General features: G+C 41.1%; 18 protein-coding genes and 1 rRNA gene. 10 read left to right on the forward strand and 9 right to left on the reverse strand.

What is annotated here, in order from left to right; genetic code table 11:
- Window positions 1-25: 25 nt before the first annotated feature.
- The gene (locus I6F53_RS09570; RefSeq protein WP_197239383.1) at window positions 26-2086 is read right to left on the reverse strand and encodes a glycoside hydrolase family 31 protein; all 2061 of its coding nucleotides are present in this window, start codon (window positions 2084-2086) and stop codon (window positions 26-28) included.
- 107 nt (window positions 2087-2193) lie between these two features.
- The gene (locus I6F53_RS09575) at window positions 2194-2961 is read right to left on the reverse strand and encodes a sulfite exporter TauE/SafE family protein (protein ID WP_331458729.1); all 768 of its coding nucleotides are present in this window, start codon (window positions 2959-2961) and stop codon (window positions 2194-2196) included.
- A 181-nt stretch (window positions 2962-3142) separates the two neighbouring features.
- Between I6F53_RS09575 and I6F53_RS09580 the strand changes: the two genes are divergently transcribed.
- The 7 genes from I6F53_RS09580 to I6F53_RS09610 all read left to right on the forward strand — a co-directional run bounded on the left by I6F53_RS09580 (window position 3143) and on the right by I6F53_RS09610 (window position 8591).
- Complete coding sequence (locus tag I6F53_RS09580) at window positions 3143-3892, forward strand: GntR family transcriptional regulator (protein ID WP_024589596.1); 750 nt, start codon at window positions 3143-3145, stop codon at window positions 3890-3892.
- Between the two features lie 215 nt (window positions 3893-4107).
- Entirely contained in the window at window positions 4108-5070 is a 963-nt protein-coding gene (locus I6F53_RS09585; protein WP_165740727.1) for an aldo/keto reductase, read from the forward strand.
- A 9-nt stretch (window positions 5071-5079) separates the two neighbouring features.
- Window positions 5080-6075: a TauD/TfdA family dioxygenase gene (locus I6F53_RS09590; RefSeq protein ID WP_165729357.1), complete on the forward strand. Its 996-nt coding sequence runs from the start codon at window positions 5080-5082 to the stop codon at window positions 6073-6075.
- On the forward strand, window positions 6075-7073 hold the full coding sequence (locus I6F53_RS09595; protein ID WP_165729356.1) for a YeiH family protein: 999 nt from the start codon (window positions 6075-6077) through the stop codon (window positions 7071-7073). Before I6F53_RS09590 ends, I6F53_RS09595 begins: the two co-directional genes overlap by 1 nt.
- Window positions 7074-7504: 431 nt before the next feature.
- On the forward strand, window positions 7505-7714 hold the full coding sequence (locus tag I6F53_RS09600) for a cold-shock protein (protein WP_006792548.1): 210 nt from the start codon (window positions 7505-7507) through the stop codon (window positions 7712-7714).
- A gap of 187 nt (window positions 7715-7901) precedes the next feature.
- Complete coding sequence (locus I6F53_RS09605; protein ID WP_007580429.1) at window positions 7902-8111, forward strand: cold-shock protein; 210 nt, start codon at window positions 7902-7904, stop codon at window positions 8109-8111.
- A 231-nt stretch (window positions 8112-8342) separates the two neighbouring features.
- Window positions 8343-8591: a DUF3297 family protein gene (locus I6F53_RS09610; protein ID WP_002963088.1), complete on the forward strand. Its 249-nt coding sequence runs from the start codon at window positions 8343-8345 to the stop codon at window positions 8589-8591.
- A 66-nt stretch (window positions 8592-8657) separates the two neighbouring features.
- Here I6F53_RS09610 and I6F53_RS09615 read toward each other — a convergent pair whose 3' ends face one another.
- On the reverse strand, window positions 8658-9509 hold the full coding sequence (locus tag I6F53_RS09615) for an alpha/beta hydrolase (protein ID WP_197209348.1): 852 nt from the start codon (window positions 9507-9509) through the stop codon (window positions 8658-8660).
- Between the two features lie 146 nt (window positions 9510-9655).
- Window positions 9656-10078, reverse strand: coding sequence for a MerC domain-containing protein (locus I6F53_RS09620; RefSeq protein ID WP_197239388.1), 423 nt, complete (start codon window positions 10076-10078; stop codon window positions 9656-9658).
- A gap of 142 nt (window positions 10079-10220) precedes the next feature.
- On the opposite strand from I6F53_RS09620, the gene I6F53_RS09625 reads away from it, so the two are divergent.
- Window positions 10221-12641 carry a TonB-dependent receptor gene (locus tag I6F53_RS09625; protein ID WP_197239384.1) on the forward strand — a complete coding sequence of 807 codons (2421 nt, stop codon included), beginning with the start codon at window positions 10221-10223 and terminating at the stop codon, window positions 12639-12641.
- 32 nt (window positions 12642-12673) lie between these two features.
- Window positions 12674-14077: a 5-methyltetrahydrofolate--homocysteine methyltransferase gene (locus I6F53_RS09630; protein ID WP_197239385.1), complete on the forward strand. Its 1404-nt coding sequence runs from the start codon at window positions 12674-12676 to the stop codon at window positions 14075-14077.
- 97 nt (window positions 14078-14174) lie between these two features.
- Here the strand turns inward: I6F53_RS09630 and I6F53_RS09635 are convergent, their stop codons facing one another.
- From I6F53_RS09635 to I6F53_RS09650, 4 genes are all read right to left on the reverse strand, one after another.
- Window positions 14175-15476, reverse strand: a complete 1302-nt coding sequence (locus I6F53_RS09635) for a DEAD/DEAH box helicase (protein WP_197239386.1) — start codon at window positions 15474-15476, stop codon at window positions 14175-14177.
- Between the two features lie 159 nt (window positions 15477-15635).
- Window positions 15636-16823 carry an alpha/beta hydrolase-fold protein gene (locus I6F53_RS09640; protein ID WP_197120211.1) on the reverse strand — a complete coding sequence of 396 codons (1188 nt, stop codon included), beginning with the start codon at window positions 16821-16823 and terminating at the stop codon, window positions 15636-15638.
- A 112-nt stretch (window positions 16824-16935) separates the two neighbouring features.
- Window positions 16936-18756 (reverse strand): glutamine--fructose-6-phosphate transaminase (isomerizing), encoded by a 1821-nt coding sequence (gene glmS / locus I6F53_RS09645; protein ID WP_165729546.1) that lies wholly within the window; start codon window positions 18754-18756, stop codon window positions 16936-16938.
- A 40-nt stretch (window positions 18757-18796) separates the two neighbouring features.
- Window positions 18797-19561, reverse strand: a complete 765-nt coding sequence (locus I6F53_RS09650) for a DeoR/GlpR family DNA-binding transcription regulator (protein ID WP_166421745.1) — start codon at window positions 19559-19561, stop codon at window positions 18797-18799.
- 159 nt (window positions 19562-19720) lie between these two features.
- Between I6F53_RS09650 and I6F53_RS09655 the strand changes: the two genes are divergently transcribed.
- Window positions 19721-20248: a sugar O-acetyltransferase gene (locus I6F53_RS09655; RefSeq protein ID WP_197141813.1), complete on the forward strand. Its 528-nt coding sequence runs from the start codon at window positions 19721-19723 to the stop codon at window positions 20246-20248.
- 153 nt (window positions 20249-20401) lie between these two features.
- On the opposite strand, the gene rrf is transcribed toward I6F53_RS09655, so the two are convergent.
- Window positions 20402-20516 (reverse strand): 5S ribosomal RNA (rrf, locus tag I6F53_RS09660).
- Window positions 20517-20708: the final 192 nt, after the last annotated feature.

Here is a 20708-nt window from a genome sequence, read left to right on the forward strand (position 1 = left end):
TGTGTGTTTTTTATTAAGCCGAATTTTATTTAGGCCATGGCGTTAATTGGCTCATGTCTTGTTCTGTGTGTTGAACCTCTGGGCCAAGCATTAGGCTGTCGCCTTCGCGCATAAATACTGCCATTTCTTCAAGTGCGAGTGTGTGCTCGTAGTACTTACCACCTTCGTAAGCTTGTTTATCAGGAAAGCGAATCCAGCTGCCTTGTGGTAAATAAAATTTCACTTTACCTTTTGGTACTACACATGGCACAACCAGTAATTTTTCACCGCACATAAATTGCTGATCAAAGCTATGTGCTAGCACATCATCAGGAAATGTCAGTGCCATTGCACGCTGAATCGGCAAACCGGTTTGCTGCGCTTGCTCTGCACTTTGTTCTAAATAAGGAATAAGTTGGTAGCGTAGTTTAAGTGCTGCAAATACCGCGTCACTTGCTTGCTCAGTATAAGACCACGGTTCGCGAGGGCCAATACCATGCAAGCGCATGTGTGCGCTAAATACTGAGGCTTGCGCCCAGCGCACGTAAAGCTCTGCGTCGCGAGTGTCTTTGTAAAAACCGCCAATATCGGTTGCAAAAAACGGTCCGCCCGACATACCCCACGCTAAGCTGCCACGAATACTCGCCGCTAAACCTTGCCAATCGGCTTGTGGGTCACCGCCCCACTGTGCAGGGAAGCGTTGGCTGCCCGTCCATGCTGAGCGGCTAAATAAAAATGGCCCTGTTTTACAGTATTTTTCGGCGGCTTCATAAACGCAGCGGTTGTACAACATGCTATAAACGTTGTGTAATCTTATACCGCTGTCGCCACTGTGCGATACCATATTTTCGTCTTCTAGCTGCTCGCCAAAATCTGCTTTTATCATATCTACGCCAAGCTCAAACAATGGCTTGTGCGATTCGAGCCAGTATTCGTAAGCATCAGGGTGCGTAAAATCTAAAATACCCGACTCTGGCAGCGGCGTAAGTACTTCGCCAAATGGACTTAAATCCCACTCGTATTGATACGCTTTGCCTGTGCGTTTGTCTTTTATAAGCCAGCCGTTTTCGGCCGCTTTAGCAAACAATGGGTTATTTACCGAGATCATCGGGTATTCCCACACACAAATTTTAAAGTCCATCGCTTTTAGTTCATCAAGCACTGGTTTTGGGTCGGCGTAGCGTGTTGGGTCCCATTCAAAGGCAAAGCGAGTGTCGGTGTCTTGCCATGCTCGGCCATCAAGGGTAATTACGTCGCACGGCATTTTTTTAGCGCGTACTTCGCGGGCAACACTAAGTAGTTCGTCGGCATCTTTGTAATACGCTTTTGATAAAATAACACCAAAGCTCCACTGCGGTGGCACCGGTGCAAAGCCTGTTAGTTCACAATAGCGGTTAATACTTTGAGCAGGTGTTTGTTCTTGATATAAAAAGACATCTAGCGCGTCATCTTCAACTAAACATACATAAGCGCGTTGCGACCACAATGCATAACCTACGCCATGGGTAACAGGCGCGGGTGTATGTACAAATAAATTCCAGCCTTCTGGGCTCCATGCATACGGGGTATTTTTATAAGACTTTTCGGCGTTAACACCCAGCGCATCGTGGTTGTATGAACGAATAAGTTGGCCGCGTTTATCAAGCTTGCCCCACTTTTCGCCAAGGCCATACACGGCCTCATCGTAGTTAAGCTCAAGGCTTAAAATCCAGCCGTTATCGGTTTTTGCTAGTGGCGGTAAACGGTGCTGGCGTACAAAGTGGCCATCAGTTGCTGATTGCTGTACTAGCTCATCGTTTTTATAAAATTTGAAATGAAAAGGGTCGCTGTAAAATTCTAGGCGGTATTCGCCACCGCTTACACTGTAATCATTATTGTTTTTGCTAAGTGTAAGGGGATATTCTGATGGGGTTGTGGTTAATATTTTAAACTGCTCGTCATGTGTGGTGCCTGCATTTAAACGTAAACCAAACTGGCTTATCGTTACGCTAATATCACCAAACTGAGTGGGCAAAACCAGCACATTACCTTGTAACTTTGGCGGTGCGGTTAAGCGTGCTGGCTCTATTGCGTTCCAGTCTGGCTCACGTAATTCAAATGCATTCATGGGAGTTCCTTAACCAATTATTAGTCTTGTATAAGACACAAGTTAAATAATTGTAATCCCCATGTCAATGTAAATAACCCTAAGATGAATTATTTACATCGCGATTTTTAAAATATACCCGGCGCCGATGTAGCCACCAGCGATACGCCGCTCAGTCCTAGCAGCGTAATAGCTATAATGCGTATCCATTTAGCGTCTACGTAGGGCGTTAATTTACGAGCAAAATGCGTAACTAGCAACACTAAAGGAATAGCCGCTGCAATTAAAAACATAATGTCGAGCTCTGGCAAAGTACCAAATAAAGCGATACCTACACGTACTAGCCCGCCAATAGTAAATACCGCTAATAACGTACTGCGAATAGCTTCAATAGACCAACTTTGCTTATAACACTGAAACACAAGCGGTGGCCCAGAGGTTGAAAACAACCCTCCAAGTAATCCACTTACCCCACCGGCTATTAAAAACGAACGAGGACGGCTTTGTTTATTAGCACGATCGCGGCCAATCAGCATTAAAGCGCAGCACAATAGAATGCTTACGCCTAAAATAAAGTTTAAATAGTGCGTTAAATGCGACGACATAAACTCAAGCAGCACAAAACCTACCAGCATTAACGGAATACCGGTATACAACATAAGTTTTAGCTCGGGTACTTTTACCGAGCTGCGGTTTTTAACCACCACGGTTGTAGAGTTAACCAAACCCAATAAGCTTACTAAAAATGTAGTTGCTGTAAGCGGCAATACATCAAGCAATGTAAAGCTTGCAACCACTAGTAACCCAAAGCCAAACCCGCTAAGAGTTTGCATAATAGTGGCGAGGCTTAGGCACAGCGCCATAAGCAAAATGAGTTCGAAAGAAATACTGAGCACTTTTAATTTCCTAAGGGTGAGCTATTGTAGTGTAACGATTTGTTTTTAGGCATAATGTATATTTTGCGCCTATAAAAACATTACAGCAGTAGTTCACGTTTAATTGAGCTAGCGCAAATATGCGTAAAAGGTTTCACCTATGATATAACTACAGGTGGATTAAATTTAATGGTAAATAATAATGAGTAACTCTATGTTTGATCACAAATTAAGTGGCCCAAGCTTGGCTTTTCAACCGCTTTACTTACAAGTGGCTGATTATATTAAACAGCTCATTGTTGAAAGACGCTGGGTACCTGGCGAAGCACTACCAAGCGAATTTCGCCTTGCTGAAGAATTTAACGTAAGCCAAGGTACGGTTCGTAAAGCACTAAACTTATTAACCGACAATAAAATAGTGACTCGTCGCCAAGGCGTTGGTACGTTTGTATCGCAACATACTGCGCAAGATGCATTATTTAGATTTTTTCCGTTACAAGCAGACGGTAAAGGCGCCGATTTGCCAAAGGCTGAACTGCTATCGGTTGAGCTTTGTGCAGCGCCAGTTGAAGTAATAGAAGCGTTGCAACTTAATAAAAAAGACAAAGTTACTAAGCTTGTTCGTAGGCGTATTCTTGATAACGAATTTTGCATGAGCGAAACTATATACCTACCGCAAAGCTACTTTCCTGATATACATCAAAGTAGTGATATTCCGCATACATTGTACCATTACTATCAGACCAAATTTAACCAAACTGTACACAAAACCCAAGACAGTATTAAAGCCGTACTTGCTACAATGGATGATGCCAAAATGCTAGCTATTAAAGCTGGCGACCCACTGCTGCTGGTATCACGTATTACCGAATCAATCGAAGGTAAGCGTATTGAATACCGCCAAAGCAAATGCCGTAGCGATCATTACCACTATCAAATTGAGCTCGACTGATAAAGAGTCTCTTTATTGCTAACAACCCACTTTAGCGCATAATAATTAAATATTTTTTAAAGGCAGCAAACGCTGCCTTTTTGCTGCCTGCAGGTTTTTTAACTAAACCATTTACTACTTTGCTGTTAACACAGTATTGACACTGTTTGATTCGTATAATAACTTATATCTTATACAAGACCTAAGTCATTATGCATTTTTAACAGGAATTCCCAATGAGTTCATTAAATAATATCCCTCCAGTAGGGTTCGGTTTATGGAAAGTAGCACAAGAAGATTGTGCACAAACGGTATACCAAGCCATTAAGGCAGGTTACCGCCATCTTGATTGCGCATCAGACTACGGTAACGAAGAACAAGTAGGCGATGGCATAGCCCAAGCAATAAGCGATGGCTTATGTACCCGCGAAGAATTATGGATAACATCAAAACTGTGGAATACCTTTCATGCACCAGAGCATGTTAGCCTCGCGATAGATAAAACACTAAGTGACTTAAAGTTAGATTACTTAGATTTATACCTAATTCATTTTCCGATTGCGCAAACATTTGTGCCAATAGAAACCCGCTACCCACCAGAATGGTTTGTTGACCCAGACGCGCAAAACCCACAAATGGAGTTGGCAAAAGTACCACTTTATTTAACGTGGCAAGCAATGGAAGAACAAGTACACAGCAACAAAGCAAAACGCATTGGGGTATGTAATTACTCAAGCGCACTGCTTCACGATTTAATGACCTACGCAAATATCAAACCCGCTATGTTGCAAATTGAGTCGCACCCTTATTTAACGCAAGAGCGATTAGTAAGATTAGCAAAGCAGTACGATATTCCGGTTACTGCGTTTTCACCACTGGGTGCACTTTCGTATCTTGAGCTTGAAATGGCAGATAAAACCGAATCGGTTCTTGAGCAAAGCGTTGTTAAAGCGGCTGCACAAAATCATGGCAAAACGCCAGCACAAGTCGTACTTCGCTGGGGCGTGCAACGTGGCACTGCCATTATTCCAAAAACTTCAAAACTTGAACGCATGAAAGAAAACCTCGCACTGTTTGATTTTGAATTAACAGAGCAAGAAATGGCGCAAATTTCTGCGCTTAATAGTAATCGCCGATTTAACGACCCTGGGCACTTTTGTGAAGCTGCCTTTAACCGTTTTCACCCAATTTACGATTAGGAACATACAATGTCAGCTACCGAAATTAACTACGCCTCAGTGCCAACTCAATTAACATTCGATGATTCGGTTTTTCCGTGCATTGTGGTTAATAACAATAACGCCAGCACCGTTGAAGAAGCGGTAGCTTTCATTCGCGCCAATAAAAGCGAACTGGCCAAAAAACTTCGCAGCTCAGGAGCTGTGTTGTTTCGTGGCTTTCCTGTAAATAGCGCCGAAACATTTGATACGTTTTCAGCTGGGTTTGATTACGACAATTTTACTTATAAAGAGTCGCTTTCAAACGCGGTGCGTATTAATTTTACCGAGCGTGTATTTACAGCCAACGAAGCACCAAAAGATGTAGAAATATACTTACACCACGAAATGGCGCAAACACCTATATCGCCAAGTAAGTTATTCTTTTTTTGTAAATCGGCCGCAGAAGAAGGTGGTTCAACACCTCTTTGCCGATCAGATAAGTTATTTAGCGCATTAAAAGAGTACGACAGCAAACTTGCCCATGACTTTGAACACAAAGGTCTAAAGTACACCACCTATATGCCAGCCGCTGACGATGCAACATCAGGCCAAGGCCGAAGCTGGAAAAGTACACTAAGCGTTGAAACTAAAGACGAAGCACATAACAAATTAACCGAACTGGGTTACGAGTGGGAGTGGCTTGAAGACGGCTCACTAAAAGCCGTTACACCGGTACTTCCTGCTGTAGTAACTCTTGAAAACAACGTTCAGGTTTTTTATAACCAACTGATTGCCGCTTACATGGGCTGGAAAGGCGTACGCGAAAACCCATCGGTTGCCATTACCTTTGGCGATGGCAGTGCTATTCCTAAAGCAGGCCTTGATAAAATTGTTGAGCTTTCTAAAGTATTTACCTTTGATCTTGCATGGCAAGATGGCGATGTAGCCTTAGTTGATAACGAAATGGCTATGCATGGTCGCCGCCCTTTCATAGGCGAACGTAAACGCCAAGTGTTAGTAGCACTTACCGCAGCTAAAGCGTAATGCAGCGCTTAAGTAGTAAATTAAGCTGTAAAATATCACCTTTATGGCAAGGTGCCAGCATTGCTGCAATGACTGGCCTTGCCGCTTTATTTTTAAGTGAGCATTACGGCGCGCCAGCCATGCTGTTTGCTTTGTTACTGGGTATGGCAGTCTCATTTTTATATCAAAGCGATAGCCCTTGCGCCAAAGGTATCGACTTTACCGGCACCACGGTTTTGCGCGTAGGTATAGTGCTGCTAGGCACACGCATAGCACTGGGAGATTTAGTAACACTGGGTTGGCAAACCGCACTTATGTTAGCGGGCGCTATATTTACTACTATTATTTTAGGCGTAGTACTTGCGCGCGCATTTGGCTTACAAAAGCGCTTTGGTGCACTTACTGGCGGCTCGGTTGCTATTTGTGGAGCGTCTGCTGCGCTAGCTATCTCCTCTATTATGCCAAACAGCGAACATAAAGAGCGCGATACTTTACTTACGGTTATTGGCGTAACAGCCATGTCGACCCTTGCAATGATCCTCTACCCTATTGTGGTTAATTACCTTGAGTTTGACGCCCATAATGCAGGCGTATTTTTAGGCGGCACAATACACGACGTAGCGCAGGTAGTAGGTGCTGGTTATTCGGTATCACCTGAGACTGGCGATATAGCAACCCTAACTAAACTTGTACGTGTTGCTATGTTGCTACCCGTTGTACTTATTATGATGGTTGTTATTAATCGCTCAAATAAAGAAAAACACGGAGAATTACCTAAAGTCCCTGGGTTTTTAATTGGCTTTGTCATACTCATGATAATAAATAGCTGCTTTTCTCTTCCTATAATAGTGCTTGAAACCGCTAACGAACTTTCGCAGTTCTTTTTAATTGCGGCTATTTCAGCCATTGGTATGAAAACTAATTTAGGAAAACTTACCGAAGTAGGTATAAAACCTATTATTTTAATTGTTGCTGAAACACTTTGGATTGCATTATTAATACTTGGATTTGTAATTTAGAGCTAATGAATCACGTTATTTAAGATATATATCAAAAAATTTAGTAGGTAATTAGGTCATGTTTTAACCAGTTAAAACCTGTATTTTACCTACTCTAAAACTGTGTACAAAAACAAGCATAAAGCTTTGATTAAAATAAACTTAATTTTAATTTACAAGTTAAAAAGATCATCTCAATCATAACTAGCTAGTTAAAAAACAAACAAACAAATAAAGCACTTACTCTAAAATAAATTTACAATAGGGCTTGGTATATAACTTAATTTACTGTTATCCTGCTTGCCATCGGGTTGACAGAAAACCCTATTTATTTGTAAGTACCACGTTGTTTTAGTAATAATCCTTCGCGTTATCCTCAGTTAAATGTATGTTTTCTTCCTGTTAAATTGCCTAATTTAAGGCGCACTTTTATTAATTTTTAGGATACTATTATGTCTAATACTACAACTGGTACAGTTAAATTTTTCAACGAAGCAAAAGGTTTTGGTTTTATCGAGCAAGAATCTGGTCCTGATGTTTTCGCACATTTCAGCGCAATCTCTGGCGACGGTTTTAAAACTTTAGCTGAAGGCCAACGTGTACAGTTTACTGTTACTCAAGGTCAAAAAGGTCCACAAGCTGAAAACATCGTTAGCATCTAATTGCTAAACAATTTGATGGGTTAGCAATAACCCATTTTGAATACTAGTTTGAAAGAAGTTCTGTTTTATTTGTTAGTACCGAGTTGTTTTAGTAATAATCCTACGCGATATCCTCAAGTTAACTATTTTTTCCGGCTCAATCGCCTCTTTTCAGGCACACTTATATTAATTTTTTAGGATACATATTATGTCTAATACAACTACTGGTTCAGTAAAATGGTTTAACGAAGCAAAAGGTTTTGGTTTTATCGAGCAAGAATCTGGCGCAGACGTGTTCGCACATTTTAGCGCAATTTCTGGCGACGGTTTTAAAACTTTAGCTGAAGGCCAACGTGTACAGTTTACTGTTACTCAAGGTCAAAAAGGCCCACAAGCCGAGAACATTGTTAGCATCTAATTGCTAAACAATTTAATGGGTTAGAAATAACCCATTAATATATTTATCTTTATAATTTTTTAGTCAAATATCTTCAAAAACCCTTCTGTAAATATTTCCCCAGCACAATCTCATTTGTATACACAACTCATTAATTAGTACATTTTTAAACACATTTACTACTATCTCTCTTGAGCGAAAGCGTTGTATTGCCTACAATAGCGCATACTTCATTCAATATAGAATATGACCATGAACGACACTACCGCAAAACCTGCTTTACCAGATCGCCTTTCTATTAACCCACGCAGCCCACATCATGTGGAAGAAGTTTTTGAACACGATATTGGTATCACGTTCAACGGCAAAGAGCGTTTTGATGTTGAAGAATACTGCATCAGTGAAGGTTGGATAAAGTTTGCATCTCCAAAAGGGCTTGATCGTCGCGGACAACCCCTTTTACTTACAAGAAAAGGCACTGTTGAAGCCTTTTATAAGTAAGCTAATCATACTTACTAAAAAGCGACTACCATATTGGGTAGTCGCTTTTTTTGTGCTTGTTAAAAATCATTTAATTATATTAATTTTCGCTTTACCCAGCACCCAATCTAAGCCTTGGATTGCTGTTGTTGGAAATGCGGTTGCATGATTAGCGCCGTCAATAACAACACTTTTTAATTCTATATTGTCACTTTTAAGCGCATTAATTTTTTGCGTTAGCTGCTTAGCACCTTCAACCATATTTTGCCCTTCGCCGAAAGCTGGCGTTTCCATAGATCCAACTGATATATATACCCTTATAGGCAATTTTGGCTTATTCACTTTTAACGCTAATAGTGCATTGTTATCAAACCAAACCGATGGGCTGCCAATAATATAATTGCTAAATAAATCGGGTGTCGTTAATAAAATAGTCGCGCCAAATAAACCGCCTAACGAATGCCCCATGTAGGTTCTTTGTAAGTTACTGGCCCGATAGTTTTTTTCAATAAAAGGAAAAACTGTACTTTGTAAAAACTGAATATGCCCTTTGGCATTACCTGTTTGCTTTTTCCAATCTTTTGCAAAGGTAGGCGTGTAATCTCTAATTCGGCTGTTAGAGCCAGCGGACCCTTTTTCATAGCCAATTGCTACAATAATAGCCTGTTGCATTTTGCCACTATTCATAGGGAATCGTGTAGCCCCAGCAACGATGGGAAAGGTATACAGTGCATCGGTTACATAAATAACTGGATACGTTTTATTAGGCTGCTTTTGGTATGATTTAGGAAACTGAATATACACAGGATACGCCCGCTCGCTAACGGGCTCAATGAGCTCAACCACGTTACTTCGGGGTATTGAATAAGGGGTATTTGCGCTTAATTTAAAACATATTAAGGCGCTTAAAAGCAAAAGAGATTTTAAAATAAGAGGCACTGTATTGGTTAACCTAAGCTAAAAATAAATTAAGTACCTACTTTAAAGTACTTTTAGCGAATATTTAAGCTATCTAAAAAAACAAAGTTTAAATAAAAAATAAAGTGCCAGTGTAGCTTTCGTTTAAACCACCAGCACTTATAGCATTAAACCACTTGATCTGGCTCACCGCCTGAACATGGGCAGTTGTCGTCATTCTGTTTAAGACATTGCTGATAATTAAACCAATGGGCTACAGCAATAAACGCTGAGCCTATTAAGGTTAGCGCTTTTTCGAGCACTTCATGGCCTAGCAATACGGCAAATATCATAAAAGCTAAGCCTGTTACACCAGACACCATATAACGTGTACGTTTATGTTTATGTTTTTTACAGCCTAAACTCAATGCCAACAAACTGGTTGGCATTACCGCCGCAAGAATCCATAAATGAAATTGCTCACTATCTATTTGCATTACAGCAAAGCTTGGTAATAACGCTAAAATAACCGGGGTTGCAAAACAATGCACTGTGCACATTACCGATAACCCTATTGCCATACGATCCATAACACTTTGACTCGACTTCATTATTTCCTCTACTAAATCAGTGTCTCCACTCAAAAACGTTACTTTTAAGGAGACATTTTTATAACATCAAGTTAATTGTTATTGATATATTATAACATTACCCTCACAATTGATATAATATAACATCCAGCAAGGTAGTCAAATGAAACGTAGATCACAATTAGCTGTTCTCATAGCAGCTTTATTGCCGGCTAGTGTGCTTGCATCCACAATAGAAGGCGTTGTTTTAAACAACAAAGGTAAAGTAGTTACCAATGCAGCGGTAGAAGTTGAAGGCTCAGATCTTAAAGTAACCACCGATGAAAACGGTAAATTTGTTATAACAGAGCTAAAAAATGGCTTAAAAGAGCTTCACGTTGTAGCCCATGGTTATGCGCATCTTCATCGCGATATAACAATAACTAATGATGAAAACCAATCGGTTACTTTTAATTTAAAGCGCTCGCCTATTGAAGTTATTGATATTGAAGCGACCCCTATTCATATGTCGGCAATGGAATCTGCATCGCCTGTTAGTGTTTTATCTGGCGAACAACTAAGACGACAACAAGCTGCAACCCTTGGCGACAGCCTTGAAAAACTCCCAGGCGTTAATACAAATTTTCACGGTAAAGTAGCCAGCACACCTATTATTCGTGGTTTAAGCGGCCCGCGTGTACTCATTACTCAAAATGGTCTTGATGTTAGCGATGTATCAAGAGTTGGCCCCGATCACTCTGTTGCGTCAGAAGTATCGACCGCACAACAAATAGAAGTATTACGTGGTCCTGCAACGCTGTTTTATGGCAGTGGCGCCATTGGTGGCGTGGTTAATGTGGTAGATAACCGCGTACCAACCGATAGCACAACACGCGGCGAGTGGAACGTAGAACATAACTCGGTTGATAATCAAAAAGTAGCCTCGTTTAATGCCACCACAGGTACCGATTCATTTGCTTTTTACGCCGATGCTTTTTGGCGTGAAGCCGATGACTACGGGGTACCTGTAGCTGCCGATATAGATAGCGACGGTGAAGGCCATAGTAGCGATTACAAAGTTGAAAACAGTAATGAAGAGTCTGACGGTTTTACTGTTGGCGCTAGCTATTTAATGGATAACGGCTTTATTGGCTTAGCAGTAGAGCAATTTAATCGTCAATACGGTATTCCTGGTCATACGCACGGCGAGGAAGAAGAGGAAGAACACAACGACGAAGAAGAAAGCATATTTGCTGATTTAGAGCAAACTAAAGTGCAATTATTAGGTGAGTACAACCTAGATAATAAATGGCTAAACAAAATAAATCTCCGCGCTGGCCATACCGACTACGAACACGCTGAAATTGAGAGCGGCGCTGTTGGCACTACCTTTAAAAACGAAACCAACGAATTACGCATAGACCTACTGCATAACCAATTTAACGAATGGAATGGCGGTATTAGCTTTCATTACAAGCAAAGCGATGTTGAAGCACAAGGTGAAGAAGCCTTTACGCCTCCATCAGAAACCGAAAGCTTTGCTGTAGCGTTAATGGAAGAAAGGCACTTTGGTGATTTTTTAGTGCAGGTAGGTGGGCGTATTGAGCGTGTAACCATTGAAGCAGGCGACGTATTGCTGCCAAATATTGACGCTCACGCACACGATGAAGCAGAAGAAGCAGAAGAAGCCGACGAGCATGATCATGGCCACGAAGAAAGCGCAGAAACCACTCGCGTATTTGATGTAGAGCATGAATTTACGCCAGTCAGTTTATCGGCAGGGGTAGTATGGGATTTTACATCTAACTATAACTTAGGGCTGTCGATATCGCGCTCTGAACGCGCACCTTCTGCCTCTGAGTTGTTATCGTTTGGGCCGCATATTGGTACTGGCACTTACGAAGTAGGCGCACTATTTGATTTAGATGAAGATGGCCATTTGGGTTTATCTGAACAAGCAATTGATCTGGAAACAGCCAATAATATCGATTTAACCCTACGTAAAACTCAAGGCGATGTTGGCTTTATTTTAAATGCCTTTTACAACCAAGTAGATAACTACTATTACCAAATAGACACCGGTTTATTCGCCGAAAGTGGACACGACCATGGCGATGAAGAAGAAGGCGTTGACGAGCACGACCATTCATCAGAGCTACCCGTTTATTTATTTAAAACAGATGATGTAGTTTTACACGGCTTTGAAGCGCAAGTTGCATGGCAACTAACTAACGAGTTTAAGCTAGATGTATTCTCTGACTACGTTCGTGCACGCCTTAAAGACGGCGGCGATTTACCCCGAACACCACCGCTTCGTTTTGGCAGCGAGCTAAGCTATCAAACAGATAAATTAAGTGCGCATATTCACGTAACTCGCTATCAAAAGCAAGACCGCACAGCCCCACAAGAAACAGCCACAGACGGTTACACCTTAGTTGATGCGAGCATCTCTTACGACCTTTTAGTGTTAAACCAAGATGTGTCTGTTTACCTACGAGGCACTAACTTAACAGATACAGAAGCACGCGTGCACAGCTCGTTTGTAAAGGATATAGCGCCACGTCCAGGACGTAGTTTTGCGCTAGGTATTCGCGGTTATTTTTAAGCGTTAAAAAATTATAATTAAAGGAAATAAACATGAAAAAACTATATCAATTAAAGCTTATTGCACTCGCTATTAGCGCTACATTTATTACGGCCTGTGGCGATGCAGAAACCAACATTGTGGAAAAAGATCCTATTGTTGTAGAAGACGAGCACGACCATGATGATGATGATGATCACGACCATGACGACGGCTATACCATAGACTCACTTGGCAGACTTGCCGTTCTGGCAGGTGACAGTAACGAAGCTAGCTTTTTTGATTTAGACAACAGCGAATTACTTGATACATTTACACTAAACAATGACTCAAACACGTTATCTGCATCACCAGGCTTTCGTTATGCTGTTATTGCTAATCGTACTCAAGATTACCTAGGGTTTATAGACGGCGGTATGTGGCGCGAAGATCACGCAGAGCACTTGCATGATTATGAGCAAGGCCCTACGTTTAGCAGCTACGAGCTAACAAGTGGTAGTCGCCCTACACACTTAATAACTCACGACGGGCAATTAGCAATATTTTACGATGGCGATGCAGAAACCGGTACGCCTGCCTCAGTAGAAGTGCTAACCGATAACGATATGACCAATACAACAGCTACACTAACGGGCATTAACTACGACATTAACATGCATGGTGTAGCTGAGCCTCGCGGCGAGCACTTACTCTCAACCATTCGCCGCGACGATGCAAGTAATACATCTAATGCCAAAGTACTTCCCGATCAAGTGGGTGTTTATCATCTTCACGATGGTAATTACGAACTAGAGCAAACGTTAGAAATAACCTGCCCTGATTTACACGGCGCAGCACAAAATCACGATTATGTTGTATTTGGTTGTGGCGATGGTGTATTGATTGCCCATCAGCAAGATGATGTATACAGCGCTCAAAAAGTTGTAAATATAGATGCCGTAGGCGATCAGCGCATTGGTACTTTGTACGGCCATAAAAACAATGACACAATTTTTGGTATTGCCGCAGGGCATGATGGCAGTGGCTCAGTATTACTGAGTATTCATTCTGAAAATGCCGAAATGGAAGAAGTAGAATGGCAACTTGCTGATGGCGCAAGTGCTGTTTCTTATTCTTTTTCAGCCAGTGGTGAACACTTTTTAATACTCGACAGCCTAGGCTTTTTAAATGTACTTACTGGGCATAAACATGACGGTGAAATGCACTGGGAACTCGCAGGCCAAGTAGATATTACTCAAGCAGACGTAACCACAATGCCCGAAGGAATGAGCTTTAGTATGACAGTGGCGCAAAGTGGTCAGTTTGCTTATATTGCCGACCCAATTGCTCAACACATAGTGCAAGTGCACCTAGAAGACCTAGAAATTGAAAGTGAGCTAGAGTTAACTTTTCCACCTGCAAGCATTACCTGGTTAGGGATTGCACAAGAAATAGAAGATGAAGGTCACGACCATTAATTTAAAACTAACGCTTTAAATTAAAGCCACAAAACAAAAAACCCGTAATTAGGTTTACTAATTACGGGTTTTTACAGCTATTTATTTAGCTCTATTGTTACTTACGGCGCCAGCCACTCCATACATCATCTATATCATCGGCTTTATTTTTTTTCTTTTTCTTGCCTGTGCCTTCTGGTTTTGCCATTGGCTTTTCATTTTTAAGCGCATCAGCTGCATCAAGGTTTGCTTGGTTTACAGCAAAACCGGTTACTTCTTCACGCTCTAGGCGTAGTTTGTTTTTCTTCTCGATTATTTTAAAGTGATGCAAATCTTCATAATCAACCAATGAAAGCGCTAAGCCTACTTCACCAGCACGGCCGCTTCGACCAATACGGTGCATGTAATCAGCAGGACTGCGTGGTAGATTAAAGTTTATTACCACTGGCAGCTTTTCAATATCCAAACCACGTGCAGCAATATCGGTTGCGATAAGTACTTCGATTTCGCCCGCTTTAAATTTTTCTATTACACGAGTTCGCTCACTTTGGCCTTTATCGCCATGAAACACTTGTGCATTAACACCCCGTTTTTCAAGCTTAGCCGCTAAATGCTCACAGTCTTTTTTAGCATTGACAAAAATCAGCGCTTGGCGCCATTTATGCGTTTTAATTAAATGTGCTAAAACTGTGGTTTTTTCACCTTTGTTTACGGTAAAAACACGCTGTACTAAGGTGCTTTCATCTTTGTTTTGTACTTGTATTTCAACTGGGTCGTTTAAAAGCTCTTGCGTTAATAGCTTAACTTGCTCAGGGAAAGTAGCTGAAAACAACATGGTTTGTTTTTTAGCAGGCATTAACGCTAAAAGGTCAGCCAGCTCTTCGGTAAAGCCAAGGCTTAGCATACGGTCGGCTTCATCAAGCACAAGCGTATTTACATTATCGAGCTTAATAGCATTGCTTGAGATTAAATCAAGTAAGCGACCAGGTGTTGCCACAATAATATCCGCGCCGCCGCGTAGAGCCTGCATTTGTGTATTAACCGACACACCACCAAACACTGCAACTGTTTTAATTGCACCATTAAAGTTAGCAGAATACGATTTAACGCTATCGGCCACTTGCGTAGCAAGCTCACGCGTCGGTACTAAAATAAGCCCCGTTACAAAATTACCTTTGCTGGCAGTATTTTTAGCGCCCTGCTCAAGGAAAGCTTTTTGCAACATAGGTAATGCAAACGTTGCTGTTTTACCTGAACCGGTATTTGCCCCTGCAATTAGGTCACTACCCGCAAGCACACTAGGTATAGCCTTAGCTTGAATAGGTGTAGGCTGGGTATATTCCAAATCGGTTAATCGAGCTAATAGCTCTGGAATAAGGCCAAGTTCGGAAAAAGTGCTAGGGCTTGTGGCTGAGGTCATATTTATTACGGGCTTATTGCTAAAAAAGTAGCCTGTAATTTTAGCGTATTTAGCGCTTATTAAGTAGAGATTAGTGATTTTAATGTTTTTATAGGTAACAGCGGCGTGTTGTAAAGGTAACTGTAAGCGCAGGCTACCCCCGCGCATTGTCCTTTTATATTACTGGGTTTTATTTAACTGTGTTTGTAATCTACTTTTAGTCTCTTTTAAGGTATCTAAATAGGGGTACGTGGTATCTACGACATTTAAAGCAGTCTCTATTTTAATAAGTGCCTGCTGTATATTACCTTGTAATTCATAGCCATAACCTAACCCCCATAATGCATCAACAGATTGTGAGTGATGCTTAACATTATGCTTAAATACTGCCACAGCCCGCTCATATTGCTGCATATTTACTAGGTTGTAACCAAGTTGCCTAACAGCCGCCTCTGGAGGTGTTATTTGCTCCCCCCATTGCTGAGATAACTTTTTATAATAAACATCAATAGATTCTATATCATCGCTTAAAGCACTCATGGGCATTTGTTTGGGTAAAAATAAATGATGGTAAGCATTAAAGGCCCCAGCGGCAGATGTTAAGTTATGCGATACATTTTCAAATGCGTCACTGAAAAAGCGTAAATTTGGCAAGCTATTAGATTGTAAAGCTTGCTGCAGCTCATTATATCGCTCACGCATTAAGCCAGCTTCTTCGCCAATATTTATATAAACATAGTTATTCAGGTCTTTTGATTTATTAATAAACGACTTAGTCGCTTTTACCGGTGCGCCATAGTTCCACCAAACGGCAGGGCTGTAAGCAATATGTGCTTGGAAAAGCTCAGGGTTAGCTTGCATAGTATAAAGTGCAAACACGCCTGCTGCTGAGCCCCCTGCAATCACATTAAAGTTATGCGTACGATAGCTTTTATTAATCAAGGGCATAAGTTCTTGCTCAATAAATGCTAAAAACTTTGCTGCGCCTCCGCCTTCACCTACCGGGCCTTGTGGCTCTTTATTAACTGTGGGGTATAAATCCCTTAAGCGATTAGTGTTTTCAATAGCGACAATAATAACCTCAGGCGCACGATTATTATTTTGCAGTCGATCCATTACAGCACTTATAAGCGGTATGTTACCCGCTCCATCTAGGCGATAAATTACAGGATAAACTTTGTTTGGATTAGCTTGGTAACTCTTTGGAAGTTGAACTACAACGGTACGTAGCTCATTTAAAATTACTGAATTGATAGTATGTGTTTGTTGTGTATAGCTAATGGTTTGCTGTTTTAAATCAGGCTCAGCTAGTGTGTTATTAGAAACTATAAATAAGCTACATATAAAAATAGCAGTGAATAAACGCATAGCTAATCCTTTAGAAAATAGTGTGTTATTTAATCTAACAGGCTTTGAGGTACAAAAAAAGGCGCATTGAGCGCCTTTTTATCTTTAACAGGTAATTACCAACCTATTGATTTTACTCAACCGTAACCGATTTAGCTAAGTTACGTGGTTGGTCAACGTCAGTGCCTTTAATTACCGCTACGTAGTACGACAGTAACTGTAATGGCAGTGTGTAAACAATTGGCGCAATAATGTCGTCAGTGTGGTTTACGTTGATTACACGCATTGTGTCGTCTGACTCAAAGTGTGAGTCTTTATCTGCGAATACGTAAATAATGCCGCCACGTGCGCGTACTTCTTCTACGTTTGATTTAAGTTTTTCTAGCAATTCGTTATTTGGTGCTACAACAATAATTGGCATGTCGGCATCAATAAGTGCTAATGGGCCATGTTTAAGCTCCCCTGCGGCATAAGCTTCTGCATGAATGTACGAAATCTCTTTAAGCTTAAGCGCGCCTTCCATTGCAATTGGATATTGCGAACCACGACCTAAGAATAATGAATGGTGTTTATCAGCAAACTCTTCTGCAAGGTCTGCAATACCATCAGCGAGTAATAATGTTTCTTCTAACTTAGCTGGAAGTACTTTAATTGCATTTACAATTGCGCTTTGATCAAGGCCTTTTTCCTGAGCTATAGACGCAGTAAGCATTAACAAACCAACTAACTGCGTTGTGAATGCTTTAGTAGATGCCACGCCTATTTCAGCGCCTGCTTTAGTCATAAAGGCAAGGTCTGATTCGCGTACAAGCGATGATCCAGGTACGTTACAAATGGTCATTGATGCCATGTAACCTTGCTCTTTAGCTAGGCGTAATGCAGCTAGTGTATCGGCTGTTTCACCCGATTGAGAAATAGTAACAAGTAGGCTGTTTTCATGTACAAACGACTGACGGTATCTAAATTCAGAAGCTATTTCTACATTACAACTAACACCGGCAAACTGCTCAAGCCAGTAACGTGCAACCATACCTGAATGGTAAGACGTACCACAGGCAATAATTTGTACGTGTTTTACATCTTTAAATATTTGCTGAGCGCTGTCGCCAAAGGCATCAATTGCTACGCGGTCGTCGTTTAAACGTCCTTCAAGGGTATTACGTACAGCAAGTGGCTGCTCGTAAATTTCTTTTAGCATGTAGTGACGGTAATCGCCTTTACCTGATGCATCTTGCGTAATGTTTGATTCAATAACTTCACGCTCAACTGCGTTACCGTCTGCATCAAAAATTTCTACTGTGTCACGTGTAATACGTGCTACGTCGCCTTCTTCTAAAAAGATGAAGCTGCGAGTAACAGGTAATAATGCTAATTGATCAGACGCAATAAAGTTTTCGCCAAGGCCTAAACCTATAACAAGAGGGCTACCTGAGCGCGCTACAATAATTTCGTTGTCGTTATCTTTATCAAATACAACGGTACCAAATGCGCCTTCAAACTGTTTAACAGCTGCTTGTACTGATGCAAGTAACGTTGTGTGTTGCTTACGAAGTTGGTGAATTAAATGCACCATTACTTCTGTATCAGTGTCTGATAAAAATTCGTAACCATCAGCTTTTAATGCTGCACGAAGCGTAGCGTGGTTTTCAATAATACCATTGTGAACAAGTGCTAATTGGTTGTTTGATACATGTGGGTGTGCATTTGCTTCTGTAACGCTACCGTGTGTTGCCCAGCGTGTGTGTGCAATACCTGTATGACCGCTAACGCCTGCTTTTTCTAGCGCAGCTTCTACGTTAACTACTTTACCTACTGCTTTAACAGTATTAAGTGTGTTGCCATCAAGCAAGGCTACGCCTGCTGAGTCATAACCACGGTATTCAAGACGCTTAAGGCCTTCAACTAAAATTTTGTTTACTGGACGTTCTGCAACTGCCCCAACTATTCCACACATAGTGTCTCCATTAATTTTTTAAATACTTGCTACTTAGTAGCTATTGTATAATCTCTGCGCAAATTAGTTTTACACCACACGCCTCAATTGCTTTGCGTTTATCGTCTGCTAAGCCATTGTCGGTTATTAATGTGGTTACTATTTTCCACGGTAATTCTAAATTTGGTATTTTTCGGCCAATCTTATCTGATTCAACCATTACAATTACTTCACGAGCGGCTTTTGCCATAACTTGGCTCAAACCAACTAACTCATTAAAGGTCGTTGTCCCGCGCTTTACATCTATACCGTCAGCACCAATAAAAAGCTGATCAAAGTCGTAAGAACATAATACGTTTTCGGCAACTTGCCCCTGAAATGACTCAGAATGTGGATCCCAGGTTCCACCGGTCATCAAAAGTGTCGGCTCGTTCTCAAGTGCCAATAAACGACTAGCGACTTTAATCGCATTGGTCATAACAACGAGCCCACGTTTATTGGCAAGTTCAGGGATCATCGCTGCTGTAGTGCGTCCGCTATCAATAATAATGCGATTATGATCGTTTATAAGTGAGGCCGCCGCTTTTGCTATTGCGACCTTGCGCTTTGAATCTACTTCATCGCTAACAATTTCTTTAGGTAGTGCTATAGCACCACCGTAGCGGCGAAGTAATAAGCCACTTTTTTCAAGCGAGGTTAAATCTTTTCGAATGGTTACTTCAGATGTTTGAAACTGTTCAGCTAGCTTTTCAACAACTACTTCACCTAGTTCATTAACCTGAACCAGTATATTGTGACGACGCTGTTGTGTGTTTCGTTTAGTCATAAAGCTCGTGAATTAAGTTTCGTTTCGAAAGTTATGCGATTTTAAACGAAACAACCTAAATGGCAAGTGAACGAGCAAAAAAAACACAGTTTTATTCTAATAATAATAAAACTAAAAATACGGTAAGCTATAACCAATTAAGTTATAAAGATAAATACAATGCAGTCATTTAACAGTATCAGTAAAGAATACTTAGCACAGCGAAAGCAAGCTGGTGAAACTTGCCGTTTATTCAATAAGAGCCCAAGCAAAGGGAACTTAAAACGTATCAAGGAGTTATTTTTAAAGTCGGGTGATGGTGTAATTATAGAATCAGGTTTTCATTGCGATTACGGCAATCAAATAGTTATTGGTGACCGTACTTTTATGAATATTAATTGCACACTTCTCGACTCGCCATTAGCCAATCACTCAATCACCATAGGTGATGACTGCTTAATTGGCCCGAACGTTCAGCTTTTAGCTGTGTCACATGCTACTAATCCAGCAGAAAGGCTTAATAAGGAAAACTTTGCAGCATCTATCGTGTTAGGCAATAACGTATGGGTTGGCGCAGGTGCAATTATTTTAGCGGGTGTGAGTATTGGTGAAAATAGTATTCTGGGTGCGGGTGCTGTGGTTACTAAAAATGTAATGCCTAATACTGTAGTAGCGGGTAACCCAGCTCGTGAAATAAGAACACTGTAGCTATTCTCGATGTGATTTTAACGTTGGGAGTCGCTATGCTTGCCCGCCCTACGTGCTAGGTGTTGATGTAGTGTGCATTAATTGCACGCATTTCACTTTTCTGCAGACGTAAAAAAGCCCGAATCGTTAGATTCGGGCTTTCTACAATTTGAAGCCTGGTAATGTCCTACTTTCACATAGCAAATGCTACACTATCATCGGCGCTGTTTCGTTTCACTACTGAGTTCGGCATGGAGTCAGGTGGGTCCAAAACGCTATTGTCACCAAGCAAATTTGGGCATTAATCCGTATCTCTACGCACTAACTGAATTTGGAAAATATCTGATAATATTTTTTAAGTCTTTCTAAGTAATATCTACTTTAGTCATATTAACTTCTTCGCGTGTTTCACTATCACATAAAACGCGTTTGGCGTTGTATGGTTAAGCCTCACGGGTAATTAGTACAAGTTAGCTTAATG

It is taken from the genome of Pseudoalteromonas sp. SWN29, assembly GCF_015864465.1.
Taxonomy (GTDB): Bacteria; Pseudomonadota; Gammaproteobacteria; order Enterobacterales; family Alteromonadaceae; genus Pseudoalteromonas.